The organism is Alicyclobacillus sacchari (assembly GCF_004366795.1).
Lineage (GTDB): Bacteria > Bacillota > Bacilli > Alicyclobacillales > Alicyclobacillaceae > Alicyclobacillus > Alicyclobacillus sacchari.
The window spans coordinates 229,343-254,334 of sequence record NZ_SORF01000002.1 but is presented as its reverse complement, the minus strand read 5'-3'; the positions used below and the strand labels follow the sequence as shown (position 1 = coordinate 254,334).

At 55.0% G+C, this 24,992-nt stretch carries 23 protein-coding genes; 17 read left to right on the top strand and 6 right to left on the bottom strand.

Translation table 11 applies throughout. The features are described 5' to 3' along the window. The first annotated feature begins 42 nt into the window (after window positions 1-42). On the top strand, window positions 43-2,910 hold the full coding sequence (dinG, locus tag C7445_RS03380; RefSeq protein WP_134158624.1) for an ATP-dependent DNA helicase DinG: 2,868 nt from the start codon (window positions 43-45) through the stop codon (window positions 2,908-2,910). A 35-nt stretch (window positions 2,911-2,945) separates the two neighbouring features. Then, window positions 2,946-3,764 carry a non-homologous end joining protein Ku gene (gene ku / locus C7445_RS03375; RefSeq protein ID WP_134158623.1) on the top strand — a complete coding sequence of 273 codons (819 nt, stop codon included), beginning with the start codon at window positions 2,946-2,948 and terminating at the stop codon, window positions 3,762-3,764. Window positions 3,765-3,822: 58 nt separating this feature from the next. Here ku and C7445_RS03370 read toward each other — a convergent pair whose 3' ends face one another. Continuing rightward, window positions 3,823-4,770, bottom strand: coding sequence for an ATP-dependent DNA ligase (locus C7445_RS03370; RefSeq protein ID WP_166668966.1), 948 nt, complete (start codon window positions 4,768-4,770; stop codon window positions 3,823-3,825). Between the two features lie 51 nt (window positions 4,771-4,821). On the opposite strand from C7445_RS03370, the gene ligD reads away from it, so the two are divergent. Genes ligD through C7445_RS03350 form a run of 4 tightly spaced genes read left to right on the top strand, consistent with a single transcriptional unit; the run spans window position 4,822 to window position 8,970 of the window. After that, window positions 4,822-5,736 carry a non-homologous end-joining DNA ligase gene (ligD, locus tag C7445_RS03365; protein WP_134158621.1) on the top strand — a complete coding sequence of 305 codons (915 nt, stop codon included), beginning with the start codon at window positions 4,822-4,824 and terminating at the stop codon, window positions 5,734-5,736. A gap of 59 nt (window positions 5,737-5,795) precedes the next feature. After that, complete coding sequence (mtnP, locus tag C7445_RS03360; protein ID WP_208320819.1) at window positions 5,796-6,599, top strand: S-methyl-5'-thioadenosine phosphorylase; 804 nt, start codon at window positions 5,796-5,798, stop codon at window positions 6,597-6,599. Then, window positions 6,596-7,627, top strand: a complete 1,032-nt coding sequence (gene mtnA / locus C7445_RS03355; RefSeq protein ID WP_134158620.1) for an S-methyl-5-thioribose-1-phosphate isomerase — start codon at window positions 6,596-6,598, stop codon at window positions 7,625-7,627. The genes mtnP and mtnA overlap by 4 nt, the downstream gene beginning before the upstream one ends. A gap of 32 nt (window positions 7,628-7,659) precedes the next feature. Next, a complete protein-coding gene (locus C7445_RS03350) occupies window positions 7,660-8,970 on the top strand; it encodes an amidohydrolase (RefSeq protein WP_134158619.1) in 1,311 nt (436 codons plus the stop codon). A 20-nt stretch (window positions 8,971-8,990) separates the two neighbouring features. Here C7445_RS03350 and C7445_RS03345 read toward each other — a convergent pair whose 3' ends face one another. Continuing rightward, the gene (locus C7445_RS03345) at window positions 8,991-9,170 is read right to left on the bottom strand and encodes a hypothetical protein (RefSeq protein WP_134158618.1); all 180 of its coding nucleotides are present in this window, start codon (window positions 9,168-9,170) and stop codon (window positions 8,991-8,993) included. 87 nt (window positions 9,171-9,257) lie between these two features. Here C7445_RS03345 and surE point away from each other — a divergent pair, with 87 nt between their 5' ends. From surE to C7445_RS03310, 7 genes are all read left to right on the top strand, one after another. After that, window positions 9,258-10,016, top strand: a complete 759-nt coding sequence (gene surE, locus C7445_RS03340; protein ID WP_134158617.1) for a 5'/3'-nucleotidase SurE — start codon at window positions 9,258-9,260, stop codon at window positions 10,014-10,016. 12 nt (window positions 10,017-10,028) lie between these two features. After that, window positions 10,029-10,217: a YpmA family protein gene (locus C7445_RS03335; RefSeq protein ID WP_243834918.1), complete on the top strand. Its 189-nt coding sequence runs from the start codon at window positions 10,029-10,031 to the stop codon at window positions 10,215-10,217. Continuing rightward, complete coding sequence (locus C7445_RS03330) at window positions 10,214-10,723, top strand: hypothetical protein (RefSeq protein WP_134158615.1); 510 nt, start codon at window positions 10,214-10,216, stop codon at window positions 10,721-10,723. Before C7445_RS03335 ends, C7445_RS03330 begins: the two co-directional genes overlap by 4 nt. Before the next feature lie 96 nt (window positions 10,724-10,819). Continuing rightward, window positions 10,820-11,359, top strand: coding sequence for a hypothetical protein (locus C7445_RS03325; RefSeq protein ID WP_134158614.1), 540 nt, complete (start codon window positions 10,820-10,822; stop codon window positions 11,357-11,359). Beyond that, window positions 11,359-12,894, top strand: coding sequence for an ATP-dependent metallopeptidase FtsH/Yme1/Tma family protein (locus tag C7445_RS03320; RefSeq protein WP_424922984.1), 1,536 nt, complete (start codon window positions 11,359-11,361; stop codon window positions 12,892-12,894). The genes C7445_RS03325 and C7445_RS03320 overlap by 1 nt, the downstream gene beginning before the upstream one ends. 107 nt (window positions 12,895-13,001) lie before the next feature. Further along, window positions 13,002-14,312 (top strand): asparagine--tRNA ligase, encoded by a 1,311-nt coding sequence (asnS, locus tag C7445_RS03315; protein ID WP_208320818.1) that lies wholly within the window; start codon window positions 13,002-13,004, stop codon window positions 14,310-14,312. A 23-nt stretch (window positions 14,313-14,335) separates the two neighbouring features. Then, the gene (locus C7445_RS03310; protein WP_134158611.1) at window positions 14,336-15,106 is read left to right on the top strand and encodes a DnaD domain-containing protein; all 771 of its coding nucleotides are present in this window, start codon (window positions 14,336-14,338) and stop codon (window positions 15,104-15,106) included. A 71-nt stretch (window positions 15,107-15,177) separates the two neighbouring features. Here the strand turns inward: C7445_RS03310 and C7445_RS03305 are convergent, their stop codons facing one another. Further along, on the bottom strand, window positions 15,178-16,302 hold the full coding sequence (locus C7445_RS03305; RefSeq protein WP_208320828.1) for a D-alanine--D-alanine ligase: 1,125 nt from the start codon (window positions 16,300-16,302) through the stop codon (window positions 15,178-15,180). Window positions 16,303-16,365: 63 nt separating this feature from the next. Here C7445_RS03305 and C7445_RS03300 point away from each other — a divergent pair, with 63 nt between their 5' ends. Both C7445_RS03300 and C7445_RS03290 read left to right on the top strand, forming a co-directional pair. Beyond that, on the top strand, window positions 16,366-17,739 hold the full coding sequence (locus C7445_RS03300; protein WP_134158609.1) for a UDP-N-acetylmuramoyl-tripeptide--D-alanyl-D-alanine ligase: 1,374 nt from the start codon (window positions 16,366-16,368) through the stop codon (window positions 17,737-17,739). A gap of 592 nt (window positions 17,740-18,331) precedes the next feature. Beyond that, window positions 18,332-19,375 (top strand): Mbeg1-like protein, encoded by a 1,044-nt coding sequence (locus C7445_RS03290; RefSeq protein WP_243834910.1) that lies wholly within the window; start codon window positions 18,332-18,334, stop codon window positions 19,373-19,375. A gap of 27 nt (window positions 19,376-19,402) precedes the next feature. On the opposite strand, the gene csaA is transcribed toward C7445_RS03290, so the two are convergent. Next, window positions 19,403-19,732 (bottom strand): chaperone CsaA, encoded by a 330-nt coding sequence (csaA, locus tag C7445_RS03285; RefSeq protein WP_134158607.1) that lies wholly within the window; start codon window positions 19,730-19,732, stop codon window positions 19,403-19,405. A gap of 141 nt (window positions 19,733-19,873) precedes the next feature. Here csaA and C7445_RS03280 point away from each other — a divergent pair, with 141 nt between their 5' ends. Continuing rightward, the gene (locus C7445_RS03280; RefSeq protein ID WP_134158606.1) at window positions 19,874-21,145 is read left to right on the top strand and encodes an NRAMP family divalent metal transporter; all 1,272 of its coding nucleotides are present in this window, start codon (window positions 19,874-19,876) and stop codon (window positions 21,143-21,145) included. A 52-nt stretch (window positions 21,146-21,197) separates the two neighbouring features. Here the strand turns inward: C7445_RS03280 and C7445_RS03275 are convergent, their stop codons facing one another. Beyond that, window positions 21,198-22,463 carry an FAD-dependent oxidoreductase gene (locus C7445_RS03275; RefSeq protein ID WP_166668965.1) on the bottom strand — a complete coding sequence of 422 codons (1,266 nt, stop codon included), beginning with the start codon at window positions 22,461-22,463 and terminating at the stop codon, window positions 21,198-21,200. 147 nt (window positions 22,464-22,610) lie between these two features. Between C7445_RS03275 and yjjX the strand changes: the two genes are divergently transcribed. Continuing rightward, on the top strand, window positions 22,611-23,138 hold the full coding sequence (gene yjjX, locus C7445_RS03270; RefSeq protein WP_134158604.1) for an inosine/xanthosine triphosphatase: 528 nt from the start codon (window positions 22,611-22,613) through the stop codon (window positions 23,136-23,138). A gap of 104 nt (window positions 23,139-23,242) precedes the next feature. Here the strand turns inward: yjjX and glnA are convergent, their stop codons facing one another. Next, window positions 23,243-24,664: a type I glutamate--ammonia ligase gene (gene glnA, locus C7445_RS03265; RefSeq protein WP_134158603.1), complete on the bottom strand. Its 1,422-nt coding sequence runs from the start codon at window positions 24,662-24,664 to the stop codon at window positions 23,243-23,245. Window positions 24,665-24,992 lie beyond the last annotated feature (328 nt).

Genomic DNA, 24,992 nt, shown 5'->3' with positions numbered 1-24,992 from the left:
GCGTAGAACGTTGAACTCGGGGATTCGGGGTGAACGCCCAACGTGCATTATGTAGTGGTGGACATCGAAACGACGGGATTGGATCCGGTCGCCGACGATATCTTGGAAATTGGCGCTGTGCGGCTGGTGAATGGCGAGATCGTCGACATGTATCAGACGTTCGTTCGTCCATCTCGGCCTATACCGCCTGACATTGAAGCATTGACTGGAATTTCGTTGGCTATGGTCGAGCATGCGCCGGCGTTGACTGATGTCATCCCGGCGCTGTTGGCGTTTATCGGAGAGGTACCCATCGTGGCACACAACTTGCCCTTCGACCGAGCTTTTTTACAGCGCAAGTCTGAACAGGCCGGATATCATTTGGCTTCAGGAGACGGGGTTTGCACCTTGAATCTGGGGCGCGTGCTGGCACCGCGCCTGCACAGTCATCGCCTCGAGTATTTGGCCCGACGCTTATCCATTGAGCGAACGGCTGAACACAGGGCCTTGGCAGATGCGCAGGCGACGGCCAAACTGCTTGTGCGCTTGGCCGAGAAGGCGCAAAAACTGCCAATCTCTGTGCTCGATAGGTTGAGTCAAATGGCCGCGTTGTACTCGCCTGCCACCGCTGATTGGTTCCGCGCCGTGATCGATGGCGTGCCAACCGATGCCGTCGCTGGCCAAGACAAGATTGTCGAGCGCGATGGTCTCGCTTTCACGAAACCCAGTGGGGAAGGGGCCGACGATATCCTGTCACAGGGCGCTTCCTTAGAACCATTTCGCGTGGAAGACATCGCGAATCGCGCGCGGGCTTTGCTCGAACCGGGCGGGGCGCTGAGCCAGATTCTCGACGGCTACGAGCCGCGCAAGGGGCAGCTCGAAATGTTGGAGAAGGTCGGCCAAGCCTTTGCCGAGGGCAAGCATGCTTTGGTCGAGGCCGGAACGGGCACCGGTAAATCGATGGCCTACCTTGTGCCTGCGGCGATGTATGCCTTGACCAGTGGTGAACCTGTCGTGGTCAGCACCCATACCATCGCATTGCAGGATCAGATCGAGCGGCGCGATTTTCCGACTCTGCAGCGGTTGTTTGGCGGCATGCTCCGCCTCGCCGTGCAAAAAGGCAGGCGCAACTACGTGTGTCTACGCAAGGTACGCACGGAATCATCCTTACTGACATTTGTGAGCCCGCAACACGATATCGAGAGCATGATGTCGATGCTCGTTTGGCTGACCGAGACCAAGGATGGTACGCGCGAGAACCTTTCGGCAAGTTCTGTGCCAAGCCATATTTGGACCCGGGTGCAAAGCGAGACCGAGTCATGCGTAAACAAGCGTTGCCCTTTTTTCCATCCTTGCTACTATTTTCGCGCCAAGGCCACCGCACAGAACGCGCATCTTGTCGTCACCAACCACTCGCTGTTGATGTCGGATTTAAAGGCGGATCACAGGGTATTGCCCAAGTACGGCGCGTTGGTGATCGACGAGGCTCATCACCTCGAGGAACAGGCGACATCGCATCTTGGCAGTGAGGTGCACAGCGCACAACTTGCGTCGCTTGCGCATCGGCTGACCCGGGATCGCGGCAAGCATGGCGTGCTGCCGGAACTGGCCAACCGCCTGACTGACTCGCACACGACGCCTAGTGGTATCGTCGAAAAATTACAGCTCGCGAGCGAATGGGTCGAGGCTGTGCAACAGGCGCTCGATGCGGCGTTTACGCATGTCGGATCGCTGGTGCCTGAAGGCAAAACGGAGTTTCGTTTGACGCCTGAGTGGCAGGAGACGGACGCCTACAAAGGATTTGTCACGGCTTTGGCGGAGGCGGAGGTGCCGCTGGCCGGGTTGGACCGTCTGCGCCAGACCTTGCAGGAACTCGTCAAGGGTGCGGCAACGGACGACGAAGCAGGCCGCATCGTCGACGCCGCCGGATTTCTTGGCACGTGGCTGGACGGCGTACGGTTACTCGCGAGTACCGTGGAGGATCTGCCAGGCATGGTGACATGGGTCGAGCGCCGAGGTGGGACACGCTCGCGCTGGAGCGTACACAAAGCGCCCATCGATGTGTCCGAGACTTTGCAAAAAGCCTTGTTCGATCCGCTGGACCGCGTCATTTTGACTTCGGCCACCTTGTCGGTACGCGGCAGTTTCGACTATGTGACGCGGCAACTCGGATTATCCGCGGCAGCCGGTGCGGGAAAACTGCTCAGTGCATCGGTAGCATCACCGTTCCACTATGGAACCCAAGCTCGTTTGTGCGTGCCAAGCGACGTGCCCGAGCTTGCGAAGATGGCTGCCGAAGAAGCAGCGCTGTGGCTGGGCGACTCACTCTTACAATTGGCCCGCGCGAGCCGCGGGAGGCTTTTGGCTTTGTTCACGAGCCACCAGATGTTGAAGGAGACCGCACACATCCTTCGGCAACCGCTACGTCAGGCTGGTATGCCGTTGTTTGCACAGGACGTGGACGGCAGTCGCGCGGCCATCCTGGAAGCATTTCGCAATCAACCGGAGAGCGTCATGTTTGGTGCGCAATCGTTTTGGGAGGGCATCGACCTGCCTGGCGATCAGCTGACGACCTTGGTCATCGTTCGCTTGCCGTTTGCGCCACCGACCCATCCGGTTACCCAAGCGCGCCACGAAAAAATCGAGCAGGCGGGAGCCAGTCCATTTTGGTCCTCAAGCTTGCCGGAAGCCGTCGTGCGCTTTCGCCAGGGTTTTGGCCGCCTCATCCGCACGCGGCAGGACAAGGGTGTCGTCGTGGTCTACGACAAGCGCTTGGTCACCCAGCGTTACGGAACTGCGTTCGTACAGTCGTTGCCAGGAGTTCGGCCCATCGTTGCTCCGGAACGGGATATCTTAGCACAAATTGAGGCGTTTTTGGGATCATCTTTAGAATCGGATAAGCATATTCGATCCGCCCGTCAATCAAGCTAGGGACAGATTGCGGCGGTTTGTCTGGAGGTGATGGCATGCATACGATGTGGCGCGGCTCCGTCAGCTTTGGCCTCGTCAATGTGCCTGTGCGCATGTACAAGGCGACCGAGTCGCAGAGCGTTCACTTTCGGCAGTTACACAAAACGTGTAAATCGCCGATTGCGTATCAAAAACGTTGTCCAATTTGTCAGGTGGACGTCGAACCCGCTGACATCGTTAAGGGCTTTGAATACGCCAAAGGTCAGTATGTCGTGGTGGACGAAGAAGAACTGGCCGCACTGGATAAGACGCGGTCACAAACCATCGATATTGTGCAGTTCACAAACGCGGCAGAGATCGATCCGATTTACTTCGATGCGTCCTATTATTTGGCACCCGAAGCGAGCGGCCGCAAAGCGTACGCGCTGCTCGTCGCCGCATTGCGAGACACGAGCAAAGTGGCCATCGCCAGGATGGTGTTGCGTGCGACCGAGACGATGGCATGCATTCGCGTTGTTGACGAAACCCTCGTCGCGCACTCGCTCGTTTGGCCACAGGATATCCGCTCGCGGGCAGAACTGCCCTATGCGGGAGATCCTGTGCCCGTTGCCGAGGACGAGCTGAAAGTCGCCGTGCAACTCATCGATCAACTCGCCAAGCCGTTTGATCCAACGCAGTTTGTCGACGAGCGCAGGGCAGCGATCGAGCAACTCGTCGAGCAAAAACGAGCCCACGCAGATGCAGTCATCCAAACACCAGCAACAGCGCCCGCTTCAGCGGATGTCATCAGCCTGATGGAAGCCTTACAAAAGAGCATCAAAATGGCGCAAAAGTCCGGCGCGGAGCCAAAGCGCAAGAAGCGCAAGTCCTCATGAAGCCAATCTGACGATGCCGGCATGTTTCGAACATGCCGGTTTTTCGGTTTGCTTGACGCTATTGGTCTGCGGCATCTATCGTACACATTCCAGGATCGATCTCGAGCACGCCTTCAAGCAAAGGTTGGCGCAAGGTACCGTCGGGCGTCCATTCAAGAAACGATACCTTGACAGGGATGATGGGTAACGTCCAGATGATGTCGCGTGGAATGCGCGATGGCAAGACCGTGCACGGGCAATGTGCGGAGGGGTGGGCAAGTGCCTTGTGAACCAGTTCGCCCCATTGGCGAGTGCCCAAAGCGCCAGGGCCTGCGCGGCCAATATAGTGAAGTCGGCCACGTTCGTCGTGGAGACCGAGCAACAGGGCGCTGGATCGCCCGTCTTTCATCGTCACTCCGCAGATGACGGCCGCCGCATTGCGGCGATGCTTCCGTTTCTGCCAGCGCTTGTCCTTCCCGCCAAACTCATATGTGCTCGTCACATCTTTGACGACAATTCCTTCCATACCCATTTCACAAACGGCAATCCATAAACTTTCGAGGGCGCGCTCGCTGGCGACGAGACGTACCAAGTCGTTCTCCTCAAGAAGGGTACGTAGACGCTCTTGTCGGTCTGCCAAGGGTAAGTGGTGCAAGGGGCGGCCCCTCGCCCAAACGATGTCAAACACCATGTAGACAATGGGCAGTTGTCTTCGCAGGGCGTCCACATCGGCGGGGCGTCGGGCGCGATCGCGCCGAAGAACGTGATAAAATGATGGTTTGCCACCGGCAAATGCGACGACTTCGCCGTCAAGGACACAGTCCTGGCGAACAAGCGGAGCGAGGGCGGCCGCGAGTTCCGGATACGCCTGGTTGCGGCTTCGACCATGGCGATTGACCAAGTTTACTGCTCCGTCGCGCGCATGGGCAACGATGCGCACGCCATCCCACTTGACTTGACCAATCCAATTTGTTCCGGTTGGAAGTTCGTCAGTCTGCACAGGCTCAAACGGCCGGAATAGCTTCATCAACGCGGCCCCTTTCAGGACTGTTTTGTACAGAAAGATGGGGGGTACGCTATGGCGTGCGAGGAGGAAGGCGATTTGCAACCGCTCATTCTTGAAGCCGAAGCGCCAGTGCGCATCACGCATCCTGATAAGCTCTTGTTCACAGATCCACCAGCCACAAAGCTTACGTACCTCAAATATCTTGTCCAAATGGCACCGTATCTCCTCGGTCACCTTCGGGATCGCCGCATTACACTCGTGCGCTGTCCCGACGGCATCGCCGGACACCGCTTTTACCAGCGGCATGTGCCACAAGGCGCACCGTCGTACATCCCGTATCGGGAAGTGGGGGACGGCAGGCGGGAAATCGTGATCGAGGACGTCGCCACTTTGCTGTTTTATGCCAATCTCGGCGCCATCGAGTTTCACGCCGAGTTGCACCGCTTGTCCGATCCACGGCCGTGCGTTTTGTCCTTCGATCTCGATCCGAGTGACACGTCGGATTTCGAGAAGGTGCGAAAAGCGGCGTTATCGTTGCGCGAAACCTTGGCAGGACTGGCCTTGCCAAGTGTCGTCAAGACATCCGGCGCATCCGGTTTACAGGTGTTTGTGCCGCTGGCCGAACCGATAGCGTATGAAGATTCGCGGCGCATCGTCCAGTTTGTCGCGCGGTATGTCGAGGGGCGCTGGCCAGATATCGCAACGACGGCGCGTCTGGTCAAAGATCGAGGGGACAAGGTCTACGTCGACGCTCCCCAGCATGGTCCCACGCGCACCCTCATTGCTGCCTACAGCGTGCGGGCGACGCCGTGGGCGACTGTCTCGACGCCGATCCTGTGGGCGGAGCTGGAGGATGGGTGTTCGCCCCGGGATTTCACGATTCGCAACGTACCTGGCCGCCTGCATCGGTTTGGCGATTTGATGACGGAAGGCGTCACCGCAGCAAGCGCCGAAACGGTCGCTGCGATGTTAAACTGTCAGTTATGACGACAAGAGGCGTTTGGTCAAGTATAATCGTGGACAGGAAATGTGAGGAGTGACCCTGTATGTCCATTACGTACGCCATCATCGGGGGAACCGGCGTCTATCAGGCCGGCGATTTGGCAAACGCTGAAGAACAGACGATACATACGCCGTACGGCGACGCACTTGCGACCATCGGAGAATATCAAGGCAAACAAATTGCATTTTTAGCTCGCCATGGCACAAAACACAATACGCCACCGCATCGCGTAAATTACCGTGCAAACATCATGGCATTAAAGCAGCTCGGTGTCGAACAAGTGCTTGCGACAGCAGCCGTTGGTTCTTTAAATCGCCGCTTTCGCCCTGGCGATTTGGTCATTGTCGACGACGTGATCGACATGACAAAGGGCAGGGTTTCAACGTTTTTTGATGAGGGACCGGTAGTTCACGTCGATCTTTCAGATCCTTATTGTGCACGAATACGCCATGGTCTCCGGGATACAGCGGTAGGTCTTGGCGTCGCAGTGCATCATGGTGGAGTCTACGTTTGCTCCGAAGGGCCGCGCTTTGAGACAAAGGCGGAAATCGGTATGTATGCGCGCTTTGGCGGGGATCTGGTGGGAATGACCAGCATGCCGGAGGCGGTACTCGCGAAAGAAGCTGAATTGTGCTATGCGACGGTGTGCATGGTGACGAATTGGGCCGCCGGATTTGCAGGACAGCCGTTGACGCATGAAGAAGTGGTAGCGTCGATGCGCGCAAACGTCGATAAGATTCGCCAGTTGTTTTTTACCTGGATCGCGAACGATACAGGTGAGCGTACGTGCGCTTGCAAACAGGCTGTTGGGGGGCAGCAACCGCTCGTTGGGGAGGATGGCCAATGAGGGCAATTCGTTTCGCGCCGGGCGAAGTCGAGCTGCTCGACCAAACCAAACTGCCGCACGAAACGGTGTGGGAAAAGTTTACGTCAGCGGACGAAGTTGCTGCTGCGATTCGCGATATGAAGGTGCGCGGAGCTCCTGCCATCGGTGCCGCTGCCGCATTTGGATTGGCCGCAGAAGCACGCCGTTTACAAGGGGATTCCCAATTGCGCGAGAAGCTTCTGGAGGCCGCGAAACGGTTGCGTTCTGCGCGTCCGACGGCGGTCAACTTGGCACAGGCGCTCGATGAGATGCTCTCGGTTCTCACGCAGACCGGCGATGATGCGTTGGCGGATGCGTTATACGCCAAGGCTGTGGCCATCGCTGACGCAGACGTGGCGACCAATCGCCGCATCGGTGCCTTCGGTGCCGACGTGATCGGGCAACATGGCGGTCACATCCTGACACATTGCAATACGGGATCGTTGGCCACCGTTGAGTATGGTACAGCACTGGGCGTGATCCGGGCGTTGCACGAGCGGGGAACACTGCGTCACGTCTATGTCGACGAGACGCGCCCGTACTTGCAAGGGGCGCGTTTGACGGCGTATGAACTTGCGGAAGAGGGCATCCCGTTCGACATTATCACCGACTCCACGGCGGGATACGCGATGGCGCAAGGCTGGGTGGACGCGGTGGTGGTTGGCGCGGATAGAATTGCGCGCAACGGAGATACGGCGAACAAGATTGGCACCTACACGCTCGCCGTGCTCGCCCAGTATCACGGTATCCCGTTTTACGTCGCGGCTCCGACCACGACGCTCGATCTCGCAACCGCAACGGGGCGAGACATTCCGATTGAAGAAAGGCATGCAAACGAAGTCACGCATATGTTCGGGCGGCCCATCGCGCCCATTGGCGCATCGGCGCGGCACTTGGCTTTTGACGTAACGCCAGGGGCACTGATTACGGGTATCATCACCGAATGCGGTGTGGCCAAACCACCTTACATAGAGTCGCTCGCCGAAATGGCCGGACGCCATGGTGCATAAATGGAGCGAGTGTCAAAAGGGAGCAATTACACATGACAGAGTCGAAGGTCACCGTGATCGAAGTTGGTCAGGCTGTGATCGACGCCGATACGGTGTATACGGAACCGGTGCATTTTGTCGTCGAAGGCGGCATCATACGCGAAATCGGGGTCGGTTCATACGTCCCCAAACCAGGGCAGCGCGTCGAACGTTGGTTGCGCAAAGGGGATCGCGTGGCGATACCTGGGCTTGTCAATACGCACGGTCACGCCGCCATGACGCTGTTGCGTGGTGCTGGCGACGACATGCCGCTCATGTCGTGGTTGCACGATCGGATTTTCCCTATCGAAGCGCGTTTGACTGAGGAATGCATTTATTGGGGAACGTTACTTGCAACTTGGGAAATGCTGACCTCGGGTACCACGACCTATACCGATATGTACATGATGATGGATCGCGCGGCGCAGGCGGTAGCCGAGTCTGGCATGCGGGGCGTATTGTCAGTTGGCGTCGTCGGTCTCGATGACACGGGGCGGGAAAACGGCATTCGGCGCAGTCGCGATTTTGTTGCGAATTGGCATCAGGCTTGCGAGGGGCGCATTCAGGTTACACTGGGGCCTCATGCACCGTATACATGTCCGGAAGATTATTTGCATGACATTGCGGAGCTTGCGTCGGAATTGGGTGTCGGATTGCAAATCCACCTCTCCGAAACGCGAGTCGAGGTTGATGATTGTTTGGCGAATTCCGGATTAACACCCATTGCGCTGGCAGAGCGCGCGGGATTATTTCAAATACCCACGCTCGCTGCGCACTGCGTTCACGTCACGGACGACGATATCGAGATCATGCGTGTGCATGGCGTGCATGTGGCCCACAACCCGCAAAGCAATTTGAAGCTGGGGTCTGGGGTGGCGCCGTTGCCGCGAATGCTGGAGCGCGGTTTGACTGTCGGACTTGGCACGGACGGGGCAGCGAGTAACAACAACCTAGATATGTTTGAGGAAATGCGCCTTGCTGCCACGCTGCACAAGGGCATCCATGAAGATGCACAATGCGTGAACGCAGCGACGGCGTTTCGTATGGCGACGGAAATGGGGGCGACCGCCTGTTTTCAGCCGCACGGGGCGGGTGTCTTGCGAGTCGGTTCCCCATGCGATATGGTGCTGCTCGATGGGAAATCGCCACGCATGCTGCCACAGCACAACTTGCTGTCCGACGTCGTCTATGCCGTGGGGGCCGACGACGTGCGCGACGTGATCGTCGCTGGTGAATTGGTCGTACAAAACGGCGAGCCGCTCGCCATTGACACAGAGCGAGTGGCGTATGAAGTCAATCGATTGCGGTCGCTGTTGCAAGCGTAAGGGCCGAGCCGACAGGATGCTCAGGCGTCGGCTCGCGGCCATGGCGCAGTCGGTTCACCTGTGCGCAGGCGAAGGTCATCACAACAGTGGGAGACGGCGTGTTCGACCAAAGCGTACATCCAGTAGGTCTGTTCCCATTCGGCAATTGTCTGCCTTGTCCGCGCTGGCTCAACCTCGCGCGGGTGGTTACCCGTTGTCATAACACCACCTCCCGCTGAAGTACTTGTAGTATGGGCAGGGCAACAGGCCGTATGTTGCATGATTCATGGCAGGAGAGGAGACATTGCATGCGCATACTGATCAGTAATGACGACGGCGTGCAAGCACAAGGGCTCGCGGCCCTGACAAAAATGGCGTCACACATTGGGGAAGTCATCGTGGTGGCGCCGGATCGGCAGCGTAGCGCTTCCAGCCACGGAATTAGCCTTCACCGCAGGTTGCGCGTCGAACAAGTGCAAGTTACAGGTGCGCGTGCCGCCTATGCCGTGTCCGGCACGCCTGTCGATTGCTGCAAGTGGGCGTTGGCGACCATCCATCCGGAAATGCCGTTTGATTTAGTCCTTTCCGGCATCAATGCAGGGGCCAATTTGGCGACGGACGTCTTGTATTCCGGCACGGTCGCGATTGCTGGCGAAGCGGCGCTGCAAGGTGTAAAGGCCATCGCGCTTTCACACGTCGGCCCGCCGTTCGATTTTTCGTCTGCTGCACAGGCGAGTGCCGAAATCGTGCGCATGCTTATGCCCATCGATTTTCCTGCGGATACCTTTGTCAGTGTCAATATCCCATATGTGGGCGAGGGTCGGATGTGGAGGCAGGAGGATGCCGTTTGGACGAAGCTGGGCGTGCGGCGGTACCACGATGTCTTTACGCCGGAACTGGACGCCGACGGCCAGCAAGTTTATCGTTATGGTGGAGATATGATCGATGAAATTGGAGACGGTTCAGTCGATCTTGGGGTTGTCCGATCCGGTCGGATCAGCATGACCCCGCTGCGATATCGATTTACGGACGAATCGTTTCTGTCACAATGGACGAATGAAATTTGATCAACACGGATGGTGGAACTGTTGGAATCGAAACTGCATGTTTATGCGACCCACGTATGCGACAAATCAGAGGATCTCTACCTGTTGATTGATTTTTTGAATCGAAATCTAAAGGACAAAGACGTCATTTTCGGGCTGGCGAAATCGGAAGGATCGCCGGATAAAATGCAGATCACGCTGTATCGGACTGACCTCGAATGAAGAATTGGAAAGTATGGGCGTTTACTGTACCTGCCATCTTCATCATGCTGGGGGCTGCGGTAGTCGCCTGGCTATGGCGCAACTTATCGACAAACTGGGCAGCAGAACAGACGGCGGCCCAATTTGTGTTGGATCACACGCCGATTGATCGCCTGCAAGCGTATCACGTGTTCACCGCGTCGGGACTTGAGGATGTATTCCAGGGAACGGACGCGTTTCATCGCGAATGGTATGCCTTTTACCTGCCCGAAACCAACGAGTCGTATGCGGTTCCGGCTGCGAATATCCTTTCACCAGGCAAAGTGGCAGCCAAAGCTAAGTCGTATGGTCTACAACTGCAAGCGTCATCGCTTGGCTATGTGACGGCTGAGGCGGCGGATACGTTACCTGCGAGCCAACACCTCGTTTATGAGCTTAAAGGAACGATTGGCTCAAAGTTGACGTTTCTGTATCTCGATGCGGTGACCGGACGCGTATTATGGAAATATCAACTGCAATCACAATGAGATATGGAAGCGTGGGAAGAATGTACGCCTGAACACACGTTCGGGTGCATGATATAATGGTTTCGGCCACAAATCATGTAGAAAGGGGCGAGTCACTTGTCCCGTGTTCGATTGTTGCCGATTTTTGTCGTCGCCGTCGTAGTTCTTGCGATCTTGTTCGGCGGCTGGCAGGCGTACCAACACTATAATCTGTTGAATCCTCTCAAGCGCAGCCTGCAGTCTGTCGCTGGCGTACAGACGGTAGACATCTCAACGGGAAGCCCCGACATCGTGCAAGTTCAACTCGGCCCATTTCAAAAGCTCAAGAACGGAGATTTACAGGAGACCTATCACGATATTTCCAACGAGATCGAAAATCGACTCGGGAGCGATGTGACGGTTCGCCTGACAGATGCACGTGAGGGCTCACTGACACAAATATTCGAGAGCTCGTTCGAATTTTACATTCAAGAGGGCATTGCGAAAGAAAATTACACGCAAATGGTATCCGAGGTCAATCAACTCGCCTCAAAAGACGGTATTGAGGCGCGTATTACGATGGATAACCAATACATCTACGTTCAATTGGCCAAAGGCGACCATTATCTATATCGCGTCATCCCATATACCATACATCAAGGGGGTGCTTCATCGTGATGATTAAGGAGTGGTTGATTGGCGTCGGGATCGCCGTTCTCGCGTTTCTGGGCATGTTACACGTCGTGCAAATTTTACCTATTCTCTTCCTCATCGGCTTGGGCGTTCTCTTGTGGGTGGTGATGGACCGTCGCAACGCTGCAGCACCCGCCGCTCGCGAAGCAGCCGCTCGGCCCAGCATTTCGTTCGAAGAAATTGGCGGGCAGGAATCGGCGAAGCACGAGCTCAAAGAGGCACTCGACTTTTTGCGGTACCGGGATCGTATCCAATCGCTCGGCATTCGCCCGATTAAGGGCATCTTGTTGACTGGCCCCCCGGGAACGGGCAAGACCTTGATGGCCAAAGCGGCAGCGACGTATACCGATTCTGTCTTTTTATCTGCTTCAGGCTCCGAGTTTGTCGAAATGTACGTCGGTGTGGGTGCGCAACGTGTACGCGATTTGTTCCGTCGCGCACGGGCATTGGCAAAGCGCGAAAACAAGGACAGTGCCATCATTTTTGTCGACGAGATCGATGTCGTCGGCGGTAAGCGAGGCCAGCACAGCCATCAGGAATACGATCAGACTCTGAACCAACTGCTTACAGAGATGGACGGCATGAGCACGACCCAAAGTCCGTTCGTATTGGTGATGGCTGCGACGAACCGACCCGATATACTCGATTCTGCATTGTTGCGCCCTGGTCGGTTTGATCGCCAAATCAAAGTGGATCTGCCGGATAAAGAAGGTCGTCTCCACATCTTGCGCATTTTGACACGGAACAAACCACTTGCCAAGGACGTTGACCTAGAACATATTGCTCGCGAGACATACGGATTCTCCGGTGCGCAACTTGAGGCCTTGGTCAATGAAGCGGCCATCATTGCACTGCGCCGCAATGAGCAGCAGGTGACTCAGGAGATGTTTCGCGACGCCGTTGATAAAGTGTTGATGGGCGAGAAAACAGGGCGTCGTCCGACCGACGAAGAGTTGCGTCGTGTTGCTGTGCATGAACTCGGTCACGCCATTGTCAGTGAGTTGATGCGGCCAGGAACGGTCTCTCACATCACGATCGCCCCGCGCGGAAATGCCCTTGGCTTTGTCCGGCAAATCCCGGAAGACGACCAGTATCTCTACACGAAAGAACAGTTGGCCCAGCAGATCAATGTCGCGCTGGCGGGATGCTTGGCCGAAGAACTGCATTATGGCAATCGCAGTACCGGTGCGCAGAACGACTTTGTGCAGGCATCTTCACTCGCTCGTACGATGGTGCGCTGCGGTTTGTCACGGTTGGGCATCGTCGATGAGGAGCACCTGCCGGAGCAGATCTTAGAGAAAGAGGTCCGCCATATCCTCGCTGAACAAGAGCGGATTACACGAGATATCCTGCAACCGTATCGCAGCGACATCGAGCGGTTTGCAGAGCATGTTGTGCGCGAGGAGAGTGTCGATGGCTCCGAGTTCCGCCGATGGATGCAGAGTATGCAGCCGCAGGTGTTGACGTCGGCGGCTGTTGCGAATGTCACGCAGGGAATTGAGGCAGCACCAACGATGTAAGTTCGATATCGAGCCGCAGTGGATCGACACACCCGATTGTTCCTTCGGTGGACTGTCGGGTCTATTTTTTTGTTATAATCGGTACGAGTATCGGGCGTAACAGGCCCATGGAGGGAACGTGTGTGGCCCAAGTTGTGAACATCGGCCAATTACATCAACATGTCGGATCGTCAGTCACGATTGAAGGGTGGCTGTACAACAAGCGGTCCAGTGGTAAGATTCACTTTCTACAGGTTCGCGATGGGACAGGCCTGGTTCAGTGCGTCGTCGTCAAGTCGGCGGTTACGCCTGAGGTATTTGAGCATAGCGGTATGTTGACGCAGGAATCGTCTTGTCGTGTGACCGGTTCTGTGCGTGCAGACGAACGCGCACCGGGCGGGTATGAAGTGGACGTACAAGACATCGAGATCGTCCAGATGGCGCAGGAGTATCCGATTACGCACAAGGAGCATGGCGTGGATTTTCTGATGGATCATCGCCACCTTTGGATCAGGGTCCCGCGCCAACGCGCCATCATGCGCATTCGCGCCGAGGTGCAGCGCGCCATTTTCGATTTTCTCGACAACCGCGGTTTCACACGTGTCGATCCGCCCATTTTGACGCCCTCATCCTGTGAAGACACGACGGAATTGTTTCAGACCAAATACTTCGACGAAGAGGCGTATTTAACACAAAGTGGTCAGATGTACATGGAGGCGGCAGCGATGTCGCTCGGGCGCGTATATTCATTCGGCCCCTGTTTCCGAGCTGAGAAGTCAAAGACGCGTCGCCATTTGATCGAGTTCTGGATGGTCGAGCCAGAGATGGCGTATGTCGATCACGACGAAAACCTGCGCATCCAGGAACAATTGGTTTCGCATATCGTTCAGCATGTGTTGGATCACTGCGAAGCGGAATTACACACACTCGGCCGCGACGTCGCAAAGTTGGCCAAAGTCCCCGGTCAATTTCCGAGGATAAGCTACGATGACGCCATCGCGTGGTTGCACAACAACGGTTTTGACATCCAGTGGGGCGACGATTTTGGCGCGCCCCACGAGACGGCACTCGCAGGGCAGTACGATCAACCGCTGTTCATCGAGCGCTATCCGACGAAGATCAAGGCATTTTACATGCAGCCAGATCCGCTGCGCCCTGAGGTTGTTCTGTGTGCGGACATGCTCGCTCCGGAGGGCTACGGAGAAATTGTTGGTGGCAGCCAGCGCATCGCCGACTATGACCTGCTCAAGACGCGATTTGAAGAGCATCGTTTGCCTGCAGACACGTATGCCTGGTACCTGGATTTGCGCCGATATGGATCGGTTCCACACTCCGGTTTCGGATTGGGATTGGAGCGAACGGTCGCCTGGATTTGCGGCTTGGAACACATCCGCGAGGCAATCGCGTTCCCGCGGACGCTTTATCGGTTGTATCCGTAACAACGACAAGGGGGATTGCGAAGATGCAGCCATCGGGTCGACATATTGCGAACGGCGACTTTTTAAGCACCCCCTTCGTGGCAGTCCCATACGATCTCCTTACGACACACGCTCACATCGGCTTGCATGCGCATGAATTGGTGGTGCTGTTGCAAATCTTGGCCAATGGCCAAGTGCGCGGCACAACCGAGCTCTCGCCGCAGGACCTCGGAGATTTGTGTGGTATGTCGAGCAAAGAAGTGATGGGCTGTGTCGAGCGCCTGGTGCTTGAAGGATATCTTGCGATTGGCGAGAAATTCGACGAACACGGAGCGCATGTCACATATTTTGACTTGCAGCCGTTATGGGATAGAATCCGCGGCAAATCCTCGAAGAAGGAAGCTCGCCAGTTCCGCAAAGACCCTCTGACGCTGTTCGAAGAGGAGTTTGGCAGGCCTCTTTCAGCGATGGAGTGTGATCAGTTACGTACTTGGCTTGGCGAAAATGGCTATCCAGAATGGCTAGTCATCGAGGCGCTCAAGGAGTCGGTGCTGGCCAATAAATATAGTTTTCGGTATATCGATCGCATCTTGTATGACTGGCAGCGCCACAATATCCAGTCTCGGCAAGATTTAGATACTTATCGACAACAGTACAGGGACAAGTCCGGGCGAGGTGAAGTCGATTCCGGGCGCAAGTCGAATGCTGGACCTCGAAACAAAACGACAGCGCCTGCGAAATCGAAGACAACGGATAAGGACTCTGTGCGAGACGAGCGATATGCTAACTTTTATCAGTTATTTCCGGATGGCTGATGGCACACAAAAGGCTGGTACCGATTCAGGTACCAGCCTTTTGTGTTTGTTTGTGAGTGGTGTCATGCCGTTTAGTCGTGCTTTTCGTACGTGTGAACCGTCTGTTCGCGCTCGGCGTGACGCTCCAGCGCAAGCTGAATCAGATGATCAAGGAGCTTCCCATACGACATGCCGCTTGCTTCCCATAGCTTAGGATACATACTGTAGCGAGTAAAGCCCGGCATGGTGTTAATTTCATTCACCAACACACGGCCGGTCGCACGCTCGATGAAAAAGTCCACGCGAGCCAAGCCGGAGCAATCGATGGCTTGGAACGCTGCCACGGCATAGTGTTCAACCTTCTCGCGTTGTTCATCCGACAGTTCGGCGGGAATGATCAGCTTTGAATGGCCGCCTACATACTTGGCTTCATAGTCATAGAATTCGTTGGAAGGGATGATCTCGCCTGCGACCGAAACCATCGGCCTATCGTTGCCGAGCACCGCAACCTCGATTTCGCGAACATCGAGCCCTTGCTCGACGATCATCTTGCGATCGTACTGAGCCGCCAAAGCAATCGCTTCCGCCAGTTGTTCGCGCGACTTCACTTTCGAAATGCCGACACTGGAACCGAGATTGGCCGGTTTCACAAAACAAGGGTAGGCGAGTTGTCGTTCTACCAGGTCAAGCAGTTCTTCTGGATTGGTTCGCCACTGACTACGGGTAAAGGCGACATATCGTACCTGAGGAATTCCTACTGCCGCAAACATCTGTTTCATTACGATTTTGTCCAGGCCAACAGCGGAAGCGAGAATGCCTGCACCGACGTATGGAACGCCAACCAACTCTAGCAGTCCTTGTATCGAGCCATCCTCGCCGTATGTGCCATGCAAAACCGGTATGGCAACATCAATTTCGTTCACAAGCGCAGGCGGTAACATATCCACAGATCGAGTCGTTGAGGCAGGGGTCAGTCCGCCGACGGTCGAGTTGATATAGTTTTTGGGAGATTGCGTTGTTCCCTTGCTTTCGGCCACCTTGGCCGTTTCCAAGGCTTTGATAGCGCCTTTCCCGACCTGCCAACGCCCATCCCTCGTGATACCGATGGGAACAATGGTATACTGAAGAGGATCTAGGGCATCCATTACAGACTTCGCGGACTGCAGGGAAACCTCATGCTCTCCCGACTTTCCACCAAAAATCACGCCAACTTTCATGCGTTTACCTGACACGAGCCGCAACTCCTTTGATTTAAATGAACTTGCGAAAGGAATGGACGTATGACACCCATTTCTGTTGAAGAACTGTGCCGTCTGCTCGCTTGCGACGACGTAGCAGGCGCCTCGAATGCCGTGGTCACCGGCGTCACCGTCGATCACCGCGAAGTGCAGTATCAAGATGCGTTTGTCGCATTCGTCGGGCAGCGCGTGAATGGCCACCAGTTTGTCGAAGACGCGTTTTCTCGCGGAGCCAGTGTAGCGATTGTCACAGAAGACGTCAAGGGCACTGGCGGTTCCGTCCTGCGCGTGCGAGATGCACTTTCGGCCGTACAGACGATGGCTGAGCATGAGCGCAAACAGTTCTCGGGCCCGGTCGTCGGCATTACGGGCAGCAACGGCAAGACGACGACGAAGGAGATGGTTGCCGCGGTGCTGGGAGCCATGGGGGATTGTCTCTTTACACCCGCCAACCGAAACAACGAATTGGGCTTACCCCTAACCATTCTACAGCGGCAAGCTCGACACCGTTCCATCGTTCTGGAGATGGGGATGCGTGGATTTGGTCAAATTATGCGTCTGTGCGAAATTGCCAAGCCCAACATCGGGGTGATCACCAATATTGGATACAGTCATATCGAGTTGCTCGGCAGCCAAGAGGGCATCGCAAGGGCGAAAGGGGAGTTGCTCGAGGCGCTGCCTGTTCACGGCACAGGGATTCTCAATCGAGACGATCCATGGCTGCGTCGAATCGCATCGAAATCGCCAGCTCCCATCACTTGGTATGGATTTGCGGACGACGCAGACGTGCGCGCCGATGATGTCAGGTGGTCACAAGACGGGATGCATTTTCGCGTGCACTGGCGTAACGAGGAGCAGTCGTTTCATATCCCGACCTTTGGTGTGCATAATGTCGCCAACGCGCTCGCCGCGATCGCGGTCGGACTTACCGTCGGCCTCAAGCTCGACGACATGGTCGCACCGCTCGCTTGTGTCGAGGCGTCGACAGGACGCTTGCGAATCCTGAAGGGTCCCCGCTTGACCGTGATCGACGACTGCTATAATGCGAGTCCATCGTCGATGCGGGCGAGTCTTGAGGTGTTACATCACGTCGCACCGCCAGGTCAGCGTATTGCCGTGCTTGGCGATATGTATGAACTTGGCGATCACGCCGCATCTGGGCACAAGGAGGTCGGCGAAGTGGCAGGAAAGTTTGGTGTCGATAGGCTGTTGGCAGTAGGGCAGATGGCAAACTGGATTGCCGATGCTGCGACCTCAGCCGGCGTGCCGCACGTTTTGCACATACCGACGGTAGAAGGTGCACTTAATGCACTGGCGTCTTGGTTGCCTGAGGCGGGGACCGTTTTGGTCAAGGCGTCCCGGGGAATGCAATTGGAGCGCATTGTTGCGGCCCTGACTCAAGAGACCAAGATGTGATGTCAGAAACGGCCCCTTTGCGGGCCGTTTACCGATCAACACAGAAAATGCCGCAGTTCACCATGGTCGGATAAATATGGATTATAAGTCATAAAAGATTAACAAAAATTCTGTATATGTTCGTCTGTTTTTTCGATAAACTATAGATATACAACTTGGTGTCTGCTGCGTTCAGATCTTCGCCCGGTTTTCGATGGTCTTGGCGAGTTAGGGGGAATGCTAGATGGTCACCTGTCCGATTTGCAATGAGTTGCTCCAGGAGCTCACATCGGTACATTGCATGACGCGTCACGGCATGACCAAGTCGAGCGTCATTGCGGAATATGGCAAACCCAAGCGCTTGTTTTTAACCTTTGCCGCAGATAGTACTGTCGTCACGCCAACCATCAGTCCTCGGGATTTCCTCGATTCTCAACTACTTTCTGACCGACTTCTATCTAAGACGCGCAAATTTCATATATAGCAGCGACGCGGCGTGTATAGACGCTTTGCTGAATACTCATCGCGGTCGATTCGTCGTTCCATGACAGATCGGCCATCTTTGTGTTTATACGTGTCGAAACATGGGAAAATGTATATCGGATGGTGTATCGTGTATGGCGTCGTTCCGGTGGACAACATGTGGTATACTGTGACACGTGGCATATTGGCGCACGAAAGTGAGGAGTGGAGCGAGCGCATGAAGTCCGTATCGTATTGGAAACGCCTGCTGGCCTTTAGTGTGGCGTCTGTGCTGCTCGTTATTCCATTTCGCTTCTTAACCGTAAATGCAGTCGTCAAATCGGTGCCAGAACCGGACGTCCACATGAACACGGATGCGCAACTCCAGCAGACAGGCGACGTCTATGACGGCGTGTTGATGAAGATGACGGATCTGTCGTATTCCAATCTCGACGCATACGTGGGTGATTCGCTACTCACATTGGAAGACTTGGCAGCTGTCAAACAGGGTCCCCCTGGCATCTATCAGCAGGTCGATAAGGTGAATCAAATCGACTGGCATCTTTCTTATGATCAAGCAAACAGCTTCTTTTTTTCCGATCTCGCTGGATGGAAAATCCTTGCTGTTGATGATTTGGAAGCAAGTTTAGGTTTCTACGCCGTCGCTTTTCAGCGTGGAAATACAGTTGTCATTGCATATCGGGGTACCGACAACGTCATGGACTTGGTGGCCGACGCCGGGATTTACTTGAGCGTGCCGAATATGATTGAACAATTACAGCCGGCGGAGCAATTTTTCAAGCGGGTCTGCTCAGAAGCCAACGTCCCGTCTGGGCGTGTCATTTTGACCGGTCATTCGATGGGCGGATGGCTCGCCCAGAAAGTTTACCTGGACGAACGCAACGCGTACACCAATTGGAAAATTGATGGCGTCACTGTATTTAATTCGATAGGTACAGGCTTCCAACCAAAATTACAAGAAGCGTCTGTCGTCAAGGACTATCATTTTGATGGCGATGTATTCAGTCATTATGGTTCATCGCTTGGCATTGAAATCGACATTCCCAATCCGAATCCTGACGAGTCGGTATATGACCGCCACCAAATGTACGATTTCTATGGTTACTTTTACCCCGGTTCGACGCCATCGACAACCGTTGCGGCGAATATCGAACATAGCAGAACGTCCATGTGACAACTCGCAACGGCACACCTATCACCATCAGGCGATAGGTGTGCCGTTTGGGATCACGCAGTCTGGTTGAAGCAAGACGACGTCACCTTCCTCTGGAATGCCCCCGAGTACCAAAACCTCCGAGACAAAGTCCGCGATGCGGCGGGGAGGAAGATTCACGACCGCGACAACTTGCCGTCCCACCAACGTATCTGTGTCATATCTGCGCGTAATCTGAGCGCTCGACCATTTGCTACCGAGATCGCCAAAATCAATGCGCAACTGAATGGCTGGTTTACGCGCCTCTGGGAAATTCTTCGCTTGAATGATGGTGCCAACGCGTATGTCCAATTTTTGAAAATCGTCGATCGTCGCCATCTTTTCAGCCACCTCACATAGTTGACTATTGTAATCAGGTTTCTAGTTAGGTTAGACTAACTACAGTGTCAAGGACATACAAACATTCGACATTCAATATCATAAACCAACATCGTGCCGCGATAGCAAGGGGTCATCATGATGAATCATCATACAGAATCGCTCATGATATCGCAGGTCTCTCCGAAACATTCGCGCATGCGGCGTTTGCTCCGCATGCTTGCTATGTTTGGGCCTGGCGTCATCGTTATGCTGGCGAATACGGATGCAGGTTGCATCATCACGGCCGCGCAGTCTGGGGCTGAATGGGGATATTCGATGGTTCTGCCGCAACTCGTATTGATTCCCATTGTCTATTTGGTGCAAGAAATCACCGTCCGTTTGGGCACCATCACGGGGCAAGGGCATGGAGAACTCATTCGGAAGCACTTCGGTCGAGGGTGGGCGTGGATTTCTGTGTCGACGCTGTTCCTCTCGGCTATCGGCGCACTCGTGACCGAGTTCGCCGGGATCGCCGGGGTTGGTGAATTGTTTGGCATTTCTCCGGACTACTCGGTTTCAGTGGCGACGATTTTGTTGATTGTTCTAGGACTTACTGGGAGTTATAAACGCGTCGAGCGGATCGGCATCGCCATGGGGTTGTTTGAACTGTTGCTCGTTCCTGCGGCCATCATGGCTCATCCCTCTGGGCATGCCTTGCTACGGGGACTTGCGACCATTCCACTTGGCCATTCGAGCTATATTTTTCTGCTCGCGGCAAACGTGGGCGCAGTGATCATGCCGTGGATGATCTTCTATCAACAATCGGCAGTCGTCGATAGGCGGATGACCAAAGAGCATCTCAAACTTGCACGGGTGGATACGCTCGTCGGATCGATTGTCACGCAGGTGGTCATGCTTGCCGTCGTCATCATGATTGCGGCGACGGTGGGACGTGTAAATCCTTCGCAACCGCTGTCGACGGTGACACAAATTTCCCACGGTCTCATGCCGTTTCTCGGGCCTGTTGGAGCCAAGTTGATTTTCGGTATGGGCATGCTCGGTGCAAGCTTTGTCGCGGCGCTCGTGGTCTCCCTGGCGGGCGCCTGGGGGATTGGCGAGGTCACAGGCATTCGCCACAGCGTGAACGCGAAGTGGCATGAGGCCAAAGGATTTTATACGATTTACACCTGTGTACACATCGGCGGTGCCATCCTGGTTTTCAGCGGCATCAATCTGATCAACCTGGCAGTTGACACCGAAGTGATGAATTCGTTGCTGTTACCCATTGTCCTAGGGTTCTTATTGCTGCTCGAGGCGAAGGCGTTGCCCAAAGAGTGGCGAATGCAAGGCATCTACAAGCATGTTGTGCGTACGATCTCGGTTATCATCATGGTATTCGGCCTATATATGGGCATCCAGTTGATCGTATAGCAATTTGTAGAGAAAAAGGGCGCAGTGGCTTATAACCGCTGCGCCCTTCATGTTACACAATGGCGTCTTGTCGAATCAGCTCGTTGCGCACGTCGGCAGGGTTCGCCTCGCCGATTTCCGCGTACAAAGCCGCAGCAATGCCGGCAGCGTGCCCTGTCGCGAACGCGGTACCCATCACGCGCGCCGATGCGAACGCAATCGGATCGCAATCAATAACTCTTCCCGCACACCAAAGATTCTCAAGATGTTTGGCCTTGAGCGAACGCAGGGGTATCTCATAATACGACTTATCTTGAATGTGTCTGTAACGGGCCGCTTCACCAGGCTCGTGAATCTCGACGGGCCAGCCGCCACGTGCCACGGCATCTGGAAAGCGGGCGCCTGCCAGCGCTTCTTCGCCAGCCAACCGGTATTCGCCATGAATGTGCCGCGTTTCGCGCACACCGATGGCTGGGCCGGTCTGTACGAGAAACGCGTCTTTAAAGCCAGGAACGTATTTGCGAAAGGCATCGAGGTAGGCCCAGGCTTGACGACGCGCGGACATTTCCGCCGCCGTCAAACTTGCGCTGTCCAGTCCATCAACCCGTTCGTCTGCAAACAACGCGAGCACATGATGGGACCCTGCTAAGCGGACAACCATTCCTCTATCCTTGGTCAAATCTTCAACGCCAGCGCGCTTTGCTTGCCAAATGGCTGCGGTGAACTGATGGCGGTGGAGTGCAATGTCAGGGGAAACACCGCCAAACTGCATGACGAGCGTCCCCGCCTGAACGTGACCTTCATTATCGCCAAAACGCACCTCGTTGCCGCAAAATGCAGCCAAGTCCGCTTCTCCACTTGCGTCCACGAAAGCCTTGGCCTCGATTCGAAATGTGCCGCCGTGCTGAAAACAGGTGATGGAGCGGACACATCCCTGATGGTCGACCTCGGCTCCAATCACGGTTGTGTGTAAACGCGGTGTCACACCAGCCTCTAACACCAGCTGATCGAATGCATATTTGGTGGTTTCGCCGTCGAGTGGAACGATCACGTTGCCGGACCCCGGATTGCGGATCGGTCCGTCGTATTGCCCTAACTCGCGCAGTTTGTCGAGGAATTTTTGACCAACGCCTCCCACCACTTGCAGCAAGGGATCTTGCTGTGCAAAAAAACCACAGATGGTGAGCACGGACGAATGTGTGGCCGCACCGCCAAAGTATGGATTTTTCTCAAGGAGCAGCGTCTTCGCTCCTAAGCTGGCGGCACCCACCGCCGCTGCCACGCCGGCGCTGCCGCCGCCGACGATGACCACATCATATCGAAGCGTTTCGGTATTCAACAATCGCAACCTCCTGAGTAGGAAAAACGCATGTCTATCATACCGCAATCTTGGTTTCGCGAATATCGGCTGGGAGGCTGTAAGAGAAAGAGTAGGGTACGTCCATGCTACAATGGACGATGGCCGAGTCGACAGGGAGGATCGAATATGGAGATGTGGAACAACCGGAAGATTGCGATTGGATCGACCAATCCAGCGAAAATACAGGCGGTGGAGCTGGCGTTTGCAGCACTTTCTATAGCTGTTGAAATCGTTCCCGTCGATGTGCCGTCGGGGGTATCGCCGCAACCACAGACAGACACAGAGACGCTACAGGGGGCTCGCAATCGGGCACAGGCTGCCCTGCAGCAAGGGCAGGCGGATGTCGGTATTGGGCTAGAAGGGGGCATTCAAAGAACAGAGTGGGGCATGTTTTTGTGTAATTGGGCATGTGCAATCACCACGTCAGGACAAGAGGGTTTAGGTGGGGGATTAAGGCTGCCACTTCCTTATGATATCGCGATCGAATTGGACAAGGGCAGGGAACTGGGCGATGTGATCGACGCGTGGGCCGGAAGGCATGGGGTTCGCAAGCAGGAAGGGACCATTGGCATCTTGACACAGGGCGCTGTTCGCCGTGCGGACATGTTCCGCGATGCGTTGCTTTGCGCCTTGGCTCCGCTTATGCACCGCTAATCCAACCTTCCATCGGACGAAGACGGATGCGCGCTGGGTGCGCGGACAGAAAAACCACCCGCCATTTGAATGGCGGGTGGTTTGCGAACGACATGTATGTGGGATCACAGATCGTAATACAGTTGGAACTCGTACGGATGCGGACGCAGGTGCATGGGGGCAACTTCGTTCGTGCGCTTGAAGTCGATCCAAGCCTGAATGAAGTCTTTTGTGAAGACGCCGCCTTCGAGCAGGAACTCGTAATCCGCCTCCAGAGCTTGTAAGGACTCTTCTAGGGAACCAGGAACACTGCGAATGTTCGCCTTTTCTTCTGGGCTCAGTTCGTAGATGTTCTTGTTGATGGGCCCATACCCAAGTGCAGTTGGATCCAGTTTGCGGCGGATACCGTCAATGCCAGCCATCAGCATGGCTGCAAACGCGAGATACGGGTTGGCCGTGCAGTCCGGTGTGCGGAACTCGATGCGTGCGGTCTTCGGCGAGACCACCGCAACCGGTACACGAACGGCAGCGCTGCGGTTGCCTTTTGAGAAGACCAAATTGACAGGCGCTTCATAACCCGGGACCAAGCGCTTGTAAGAATTCGTGCTTGGGTTTGAAAAGGCCAAAATTGCAGGCGCGTGATGCAAAATGCCGGCGATATAGTGAAGCGCGATATCACTCATGTTTCCATACCGATCTTGTTCAAAGAAGAGCGGCGTGTCACCGTCAAATAAACTTTGGTGAACGTGCATACCCGATCCATTATCGCCAAATACCGGTTTCGGCATAAATGTGACCGTTTTTCCGTATTTCCGCGCGACGTTGCGAATGATGTACTTATACGTCATCACCGTGTCAGCCGTACGTGTAAGCGTATTGAAACGGAAGTTGATTTCCGCTTGACCTGCGGTTGCGACCTCATGATGGTGCCGCTCCACGCGGATGCCTGCGTTCATCAATTCCTTGACCATCTCTGTACGAATGTCCTGTTGCGTATCGATGGGAGGAACAGGGAAGTAACCGCCTTTGTTTTTCACTTGATAGCCGAGATTCTTCTCACCATTTCCCGTGTTCCACATCGCTTCCTCAGAATCGACCGCGTAAAATGCGCCACGATTGGTCGACTCGAAGCGAACGTCGTCAAAAATAAAGAATTCGAGTTCAGGTCCAAAATATGCCGTGGTCGCAATGCCGCTCGACGCGAGATACGCTTCCGCTTTCTCGGCGATATAGCGGGGATCGCGTTCGAAACGTGTGCCGTTAGGCTCGAACACACTACAAGATACGGCCAAAGTCGGCACTGCCATGAACGGATCGACAAACGCGGTCTCCAAGACAGGTCGCATGACCATGTCGCTGTCTTCGATGCCACGGAACCCTTGAATGCTGGATCCATCGAAAGCGATGCCATGAGTCAGCATTTCTTCATCCACTTCAACTGCCGGTATGGTTACGTGATGTTGACGGCCCGGTACGTCAACAATGCGAAAATCGACCATTTCGACATGATGCTGCTTCATCAATTCCAAAACGTCGCGTGGTGTCAAAGGTCCACTCCTCCTAAGTACGAACGTATCTGCTTCTGACTTCAAACATTATAGAAATATAAGAGAGATGCGTCAATGTTTTGTGTTAGAAAAGCTGACATCAAATTGTCAAAAAAACCGTTGTACTTTGTCAAATCAAAGGTTGTCATGACGTCATTATCATGTTGACCGGCGAGCGGATTTGCGCCATATTCGACACGGTTCGTGTTTTTCATCGAGTGCTGGCCACCATATGAAGAGGATCGCGGTCGAACCAATTGGAGGTACGAGCAGTCTGTATCCCTTTAGCCTTAAAAATTGAGCCTTTTTTGAGGCAGTGTGAATTATA

Excerpts from the sequence above, each read along its gene's own strand:
- ku (WP_134158623.1), top strand. The coding sequence starts at position 2,946 with ATGCATACGATGTGGCGCGGCTCCGTCAGCTTTGGCCTCGTCAATGTG.
- C7445_RS03370 (WP_166668966.1), bottom strand. The coding sequence starts at position 4,770 with ATGAAGCTATTCCGGCCGTTTGAGCCTGTGCAGACTGACGAACTTCCA.
- ligD (WP_134158621.1), top strand. The coding sequence starts at position 4,822 with ATGGCGTGCGAGGAGGAAGGCGATTTGCAACCGCTCATTCTTGAAGCC.
- mtnP (WP_208320819.1), top strand. The coding sequence starts at position 5,796 with ATGTCCATTACGTACGCCATCATCGGGGGAACCGGCGTCTATCAGGCC.
- mtnA (WP_134158620.1), top strand. The coding sequence starts at position 6,596 with ATGAGGGCAATTCGTTTCGCGCCGGGCGAAGTCGAGCTGCTCGACCAA.
- C7445_RS03350 (WP_134158619.1), top strand. The coding sequence starts at position 7,660 with ATGACAGAGTCGAAGGTCACCGTGATCGAAGTTGGTCAGGCTGTGATC.
- C7445_RS03345 (WP_134158618.1), bottom strand. The coding sequence starts at position 9,170 with ATGACAACGGGTAACCACCCGCGCGAGGTTGAGCCAGCGCGGACAAGG.
- surE (WP_134158617.1), top strand. The coding sequence starts at position 9,258 with ATGCGCATACTGATCAGTAATGACGACGGCGTGCAAGCACAAGGGCTC.
- C7445_RS03330 (WP_134158615.1), top strand. The coding sequence starts at position 10,214 with ATGAAGAATTGGAAAGTATGGGCGTTTACTGTACCTGCCATCTTCATC.
- C7445_RS03320 (WP_424922984.1), top strand. The coding sequence starts at position 11,359 with ATGATTAAGGAGTGGTTGATTGGCGTCGGGATCGCCGTTCTCGCGTTT.
- asnS (WP_208320818.1), top strand. The coding sequence starts at position 13,002 with ATGGAGGGAACGTGTGTGGCCCAAGTTGTGAACATCGGCCAATTACAT.
- C7445_RS03310 (WP_134158611.1), top strand. The coding sequence starts at position 14,336 with ATGCAGCCATCGGGTCGACATATTGCGAACGGCGACTTTTTAAGCACC.
- C7445_RS03305 (WP_208320828.1), bottom strand. The coding sequence starts at position 16,302 with ATGAAAGTTGGCGTGATTTTTGGTGGAAAGTCGGGAGAGCATGAGGTT.
- C7445_RS03300 (WP_134158609.1), top strand. The coding sequence starts at position 16,366 with ATGACACCCATTTCTGTTGAAGAACTGTGCCGTCTGCTCGCTTGCGAC.
- csaA (WP_134158607.1), bottom strand. The coding sequence starts at position 19,732 with ATGGCGACGATCGACGATTTTCAAAAATTGGACATACGCGTTGGCACC.
- C7445_RS03280 (WP_134158606.1), top strand. The coding sequence starts at position 19,874 with ATGAATCATCATACAGAATCGCTCATGATATCGCAGGTCTCTCCGAAA.
- yjjX (WP_134158604.1), top strand. The coding sequence starts at position 22,611 with ATGGAGATGTGGAACAACCGGAAGATTGCGATTGGATCGACCAATCCA.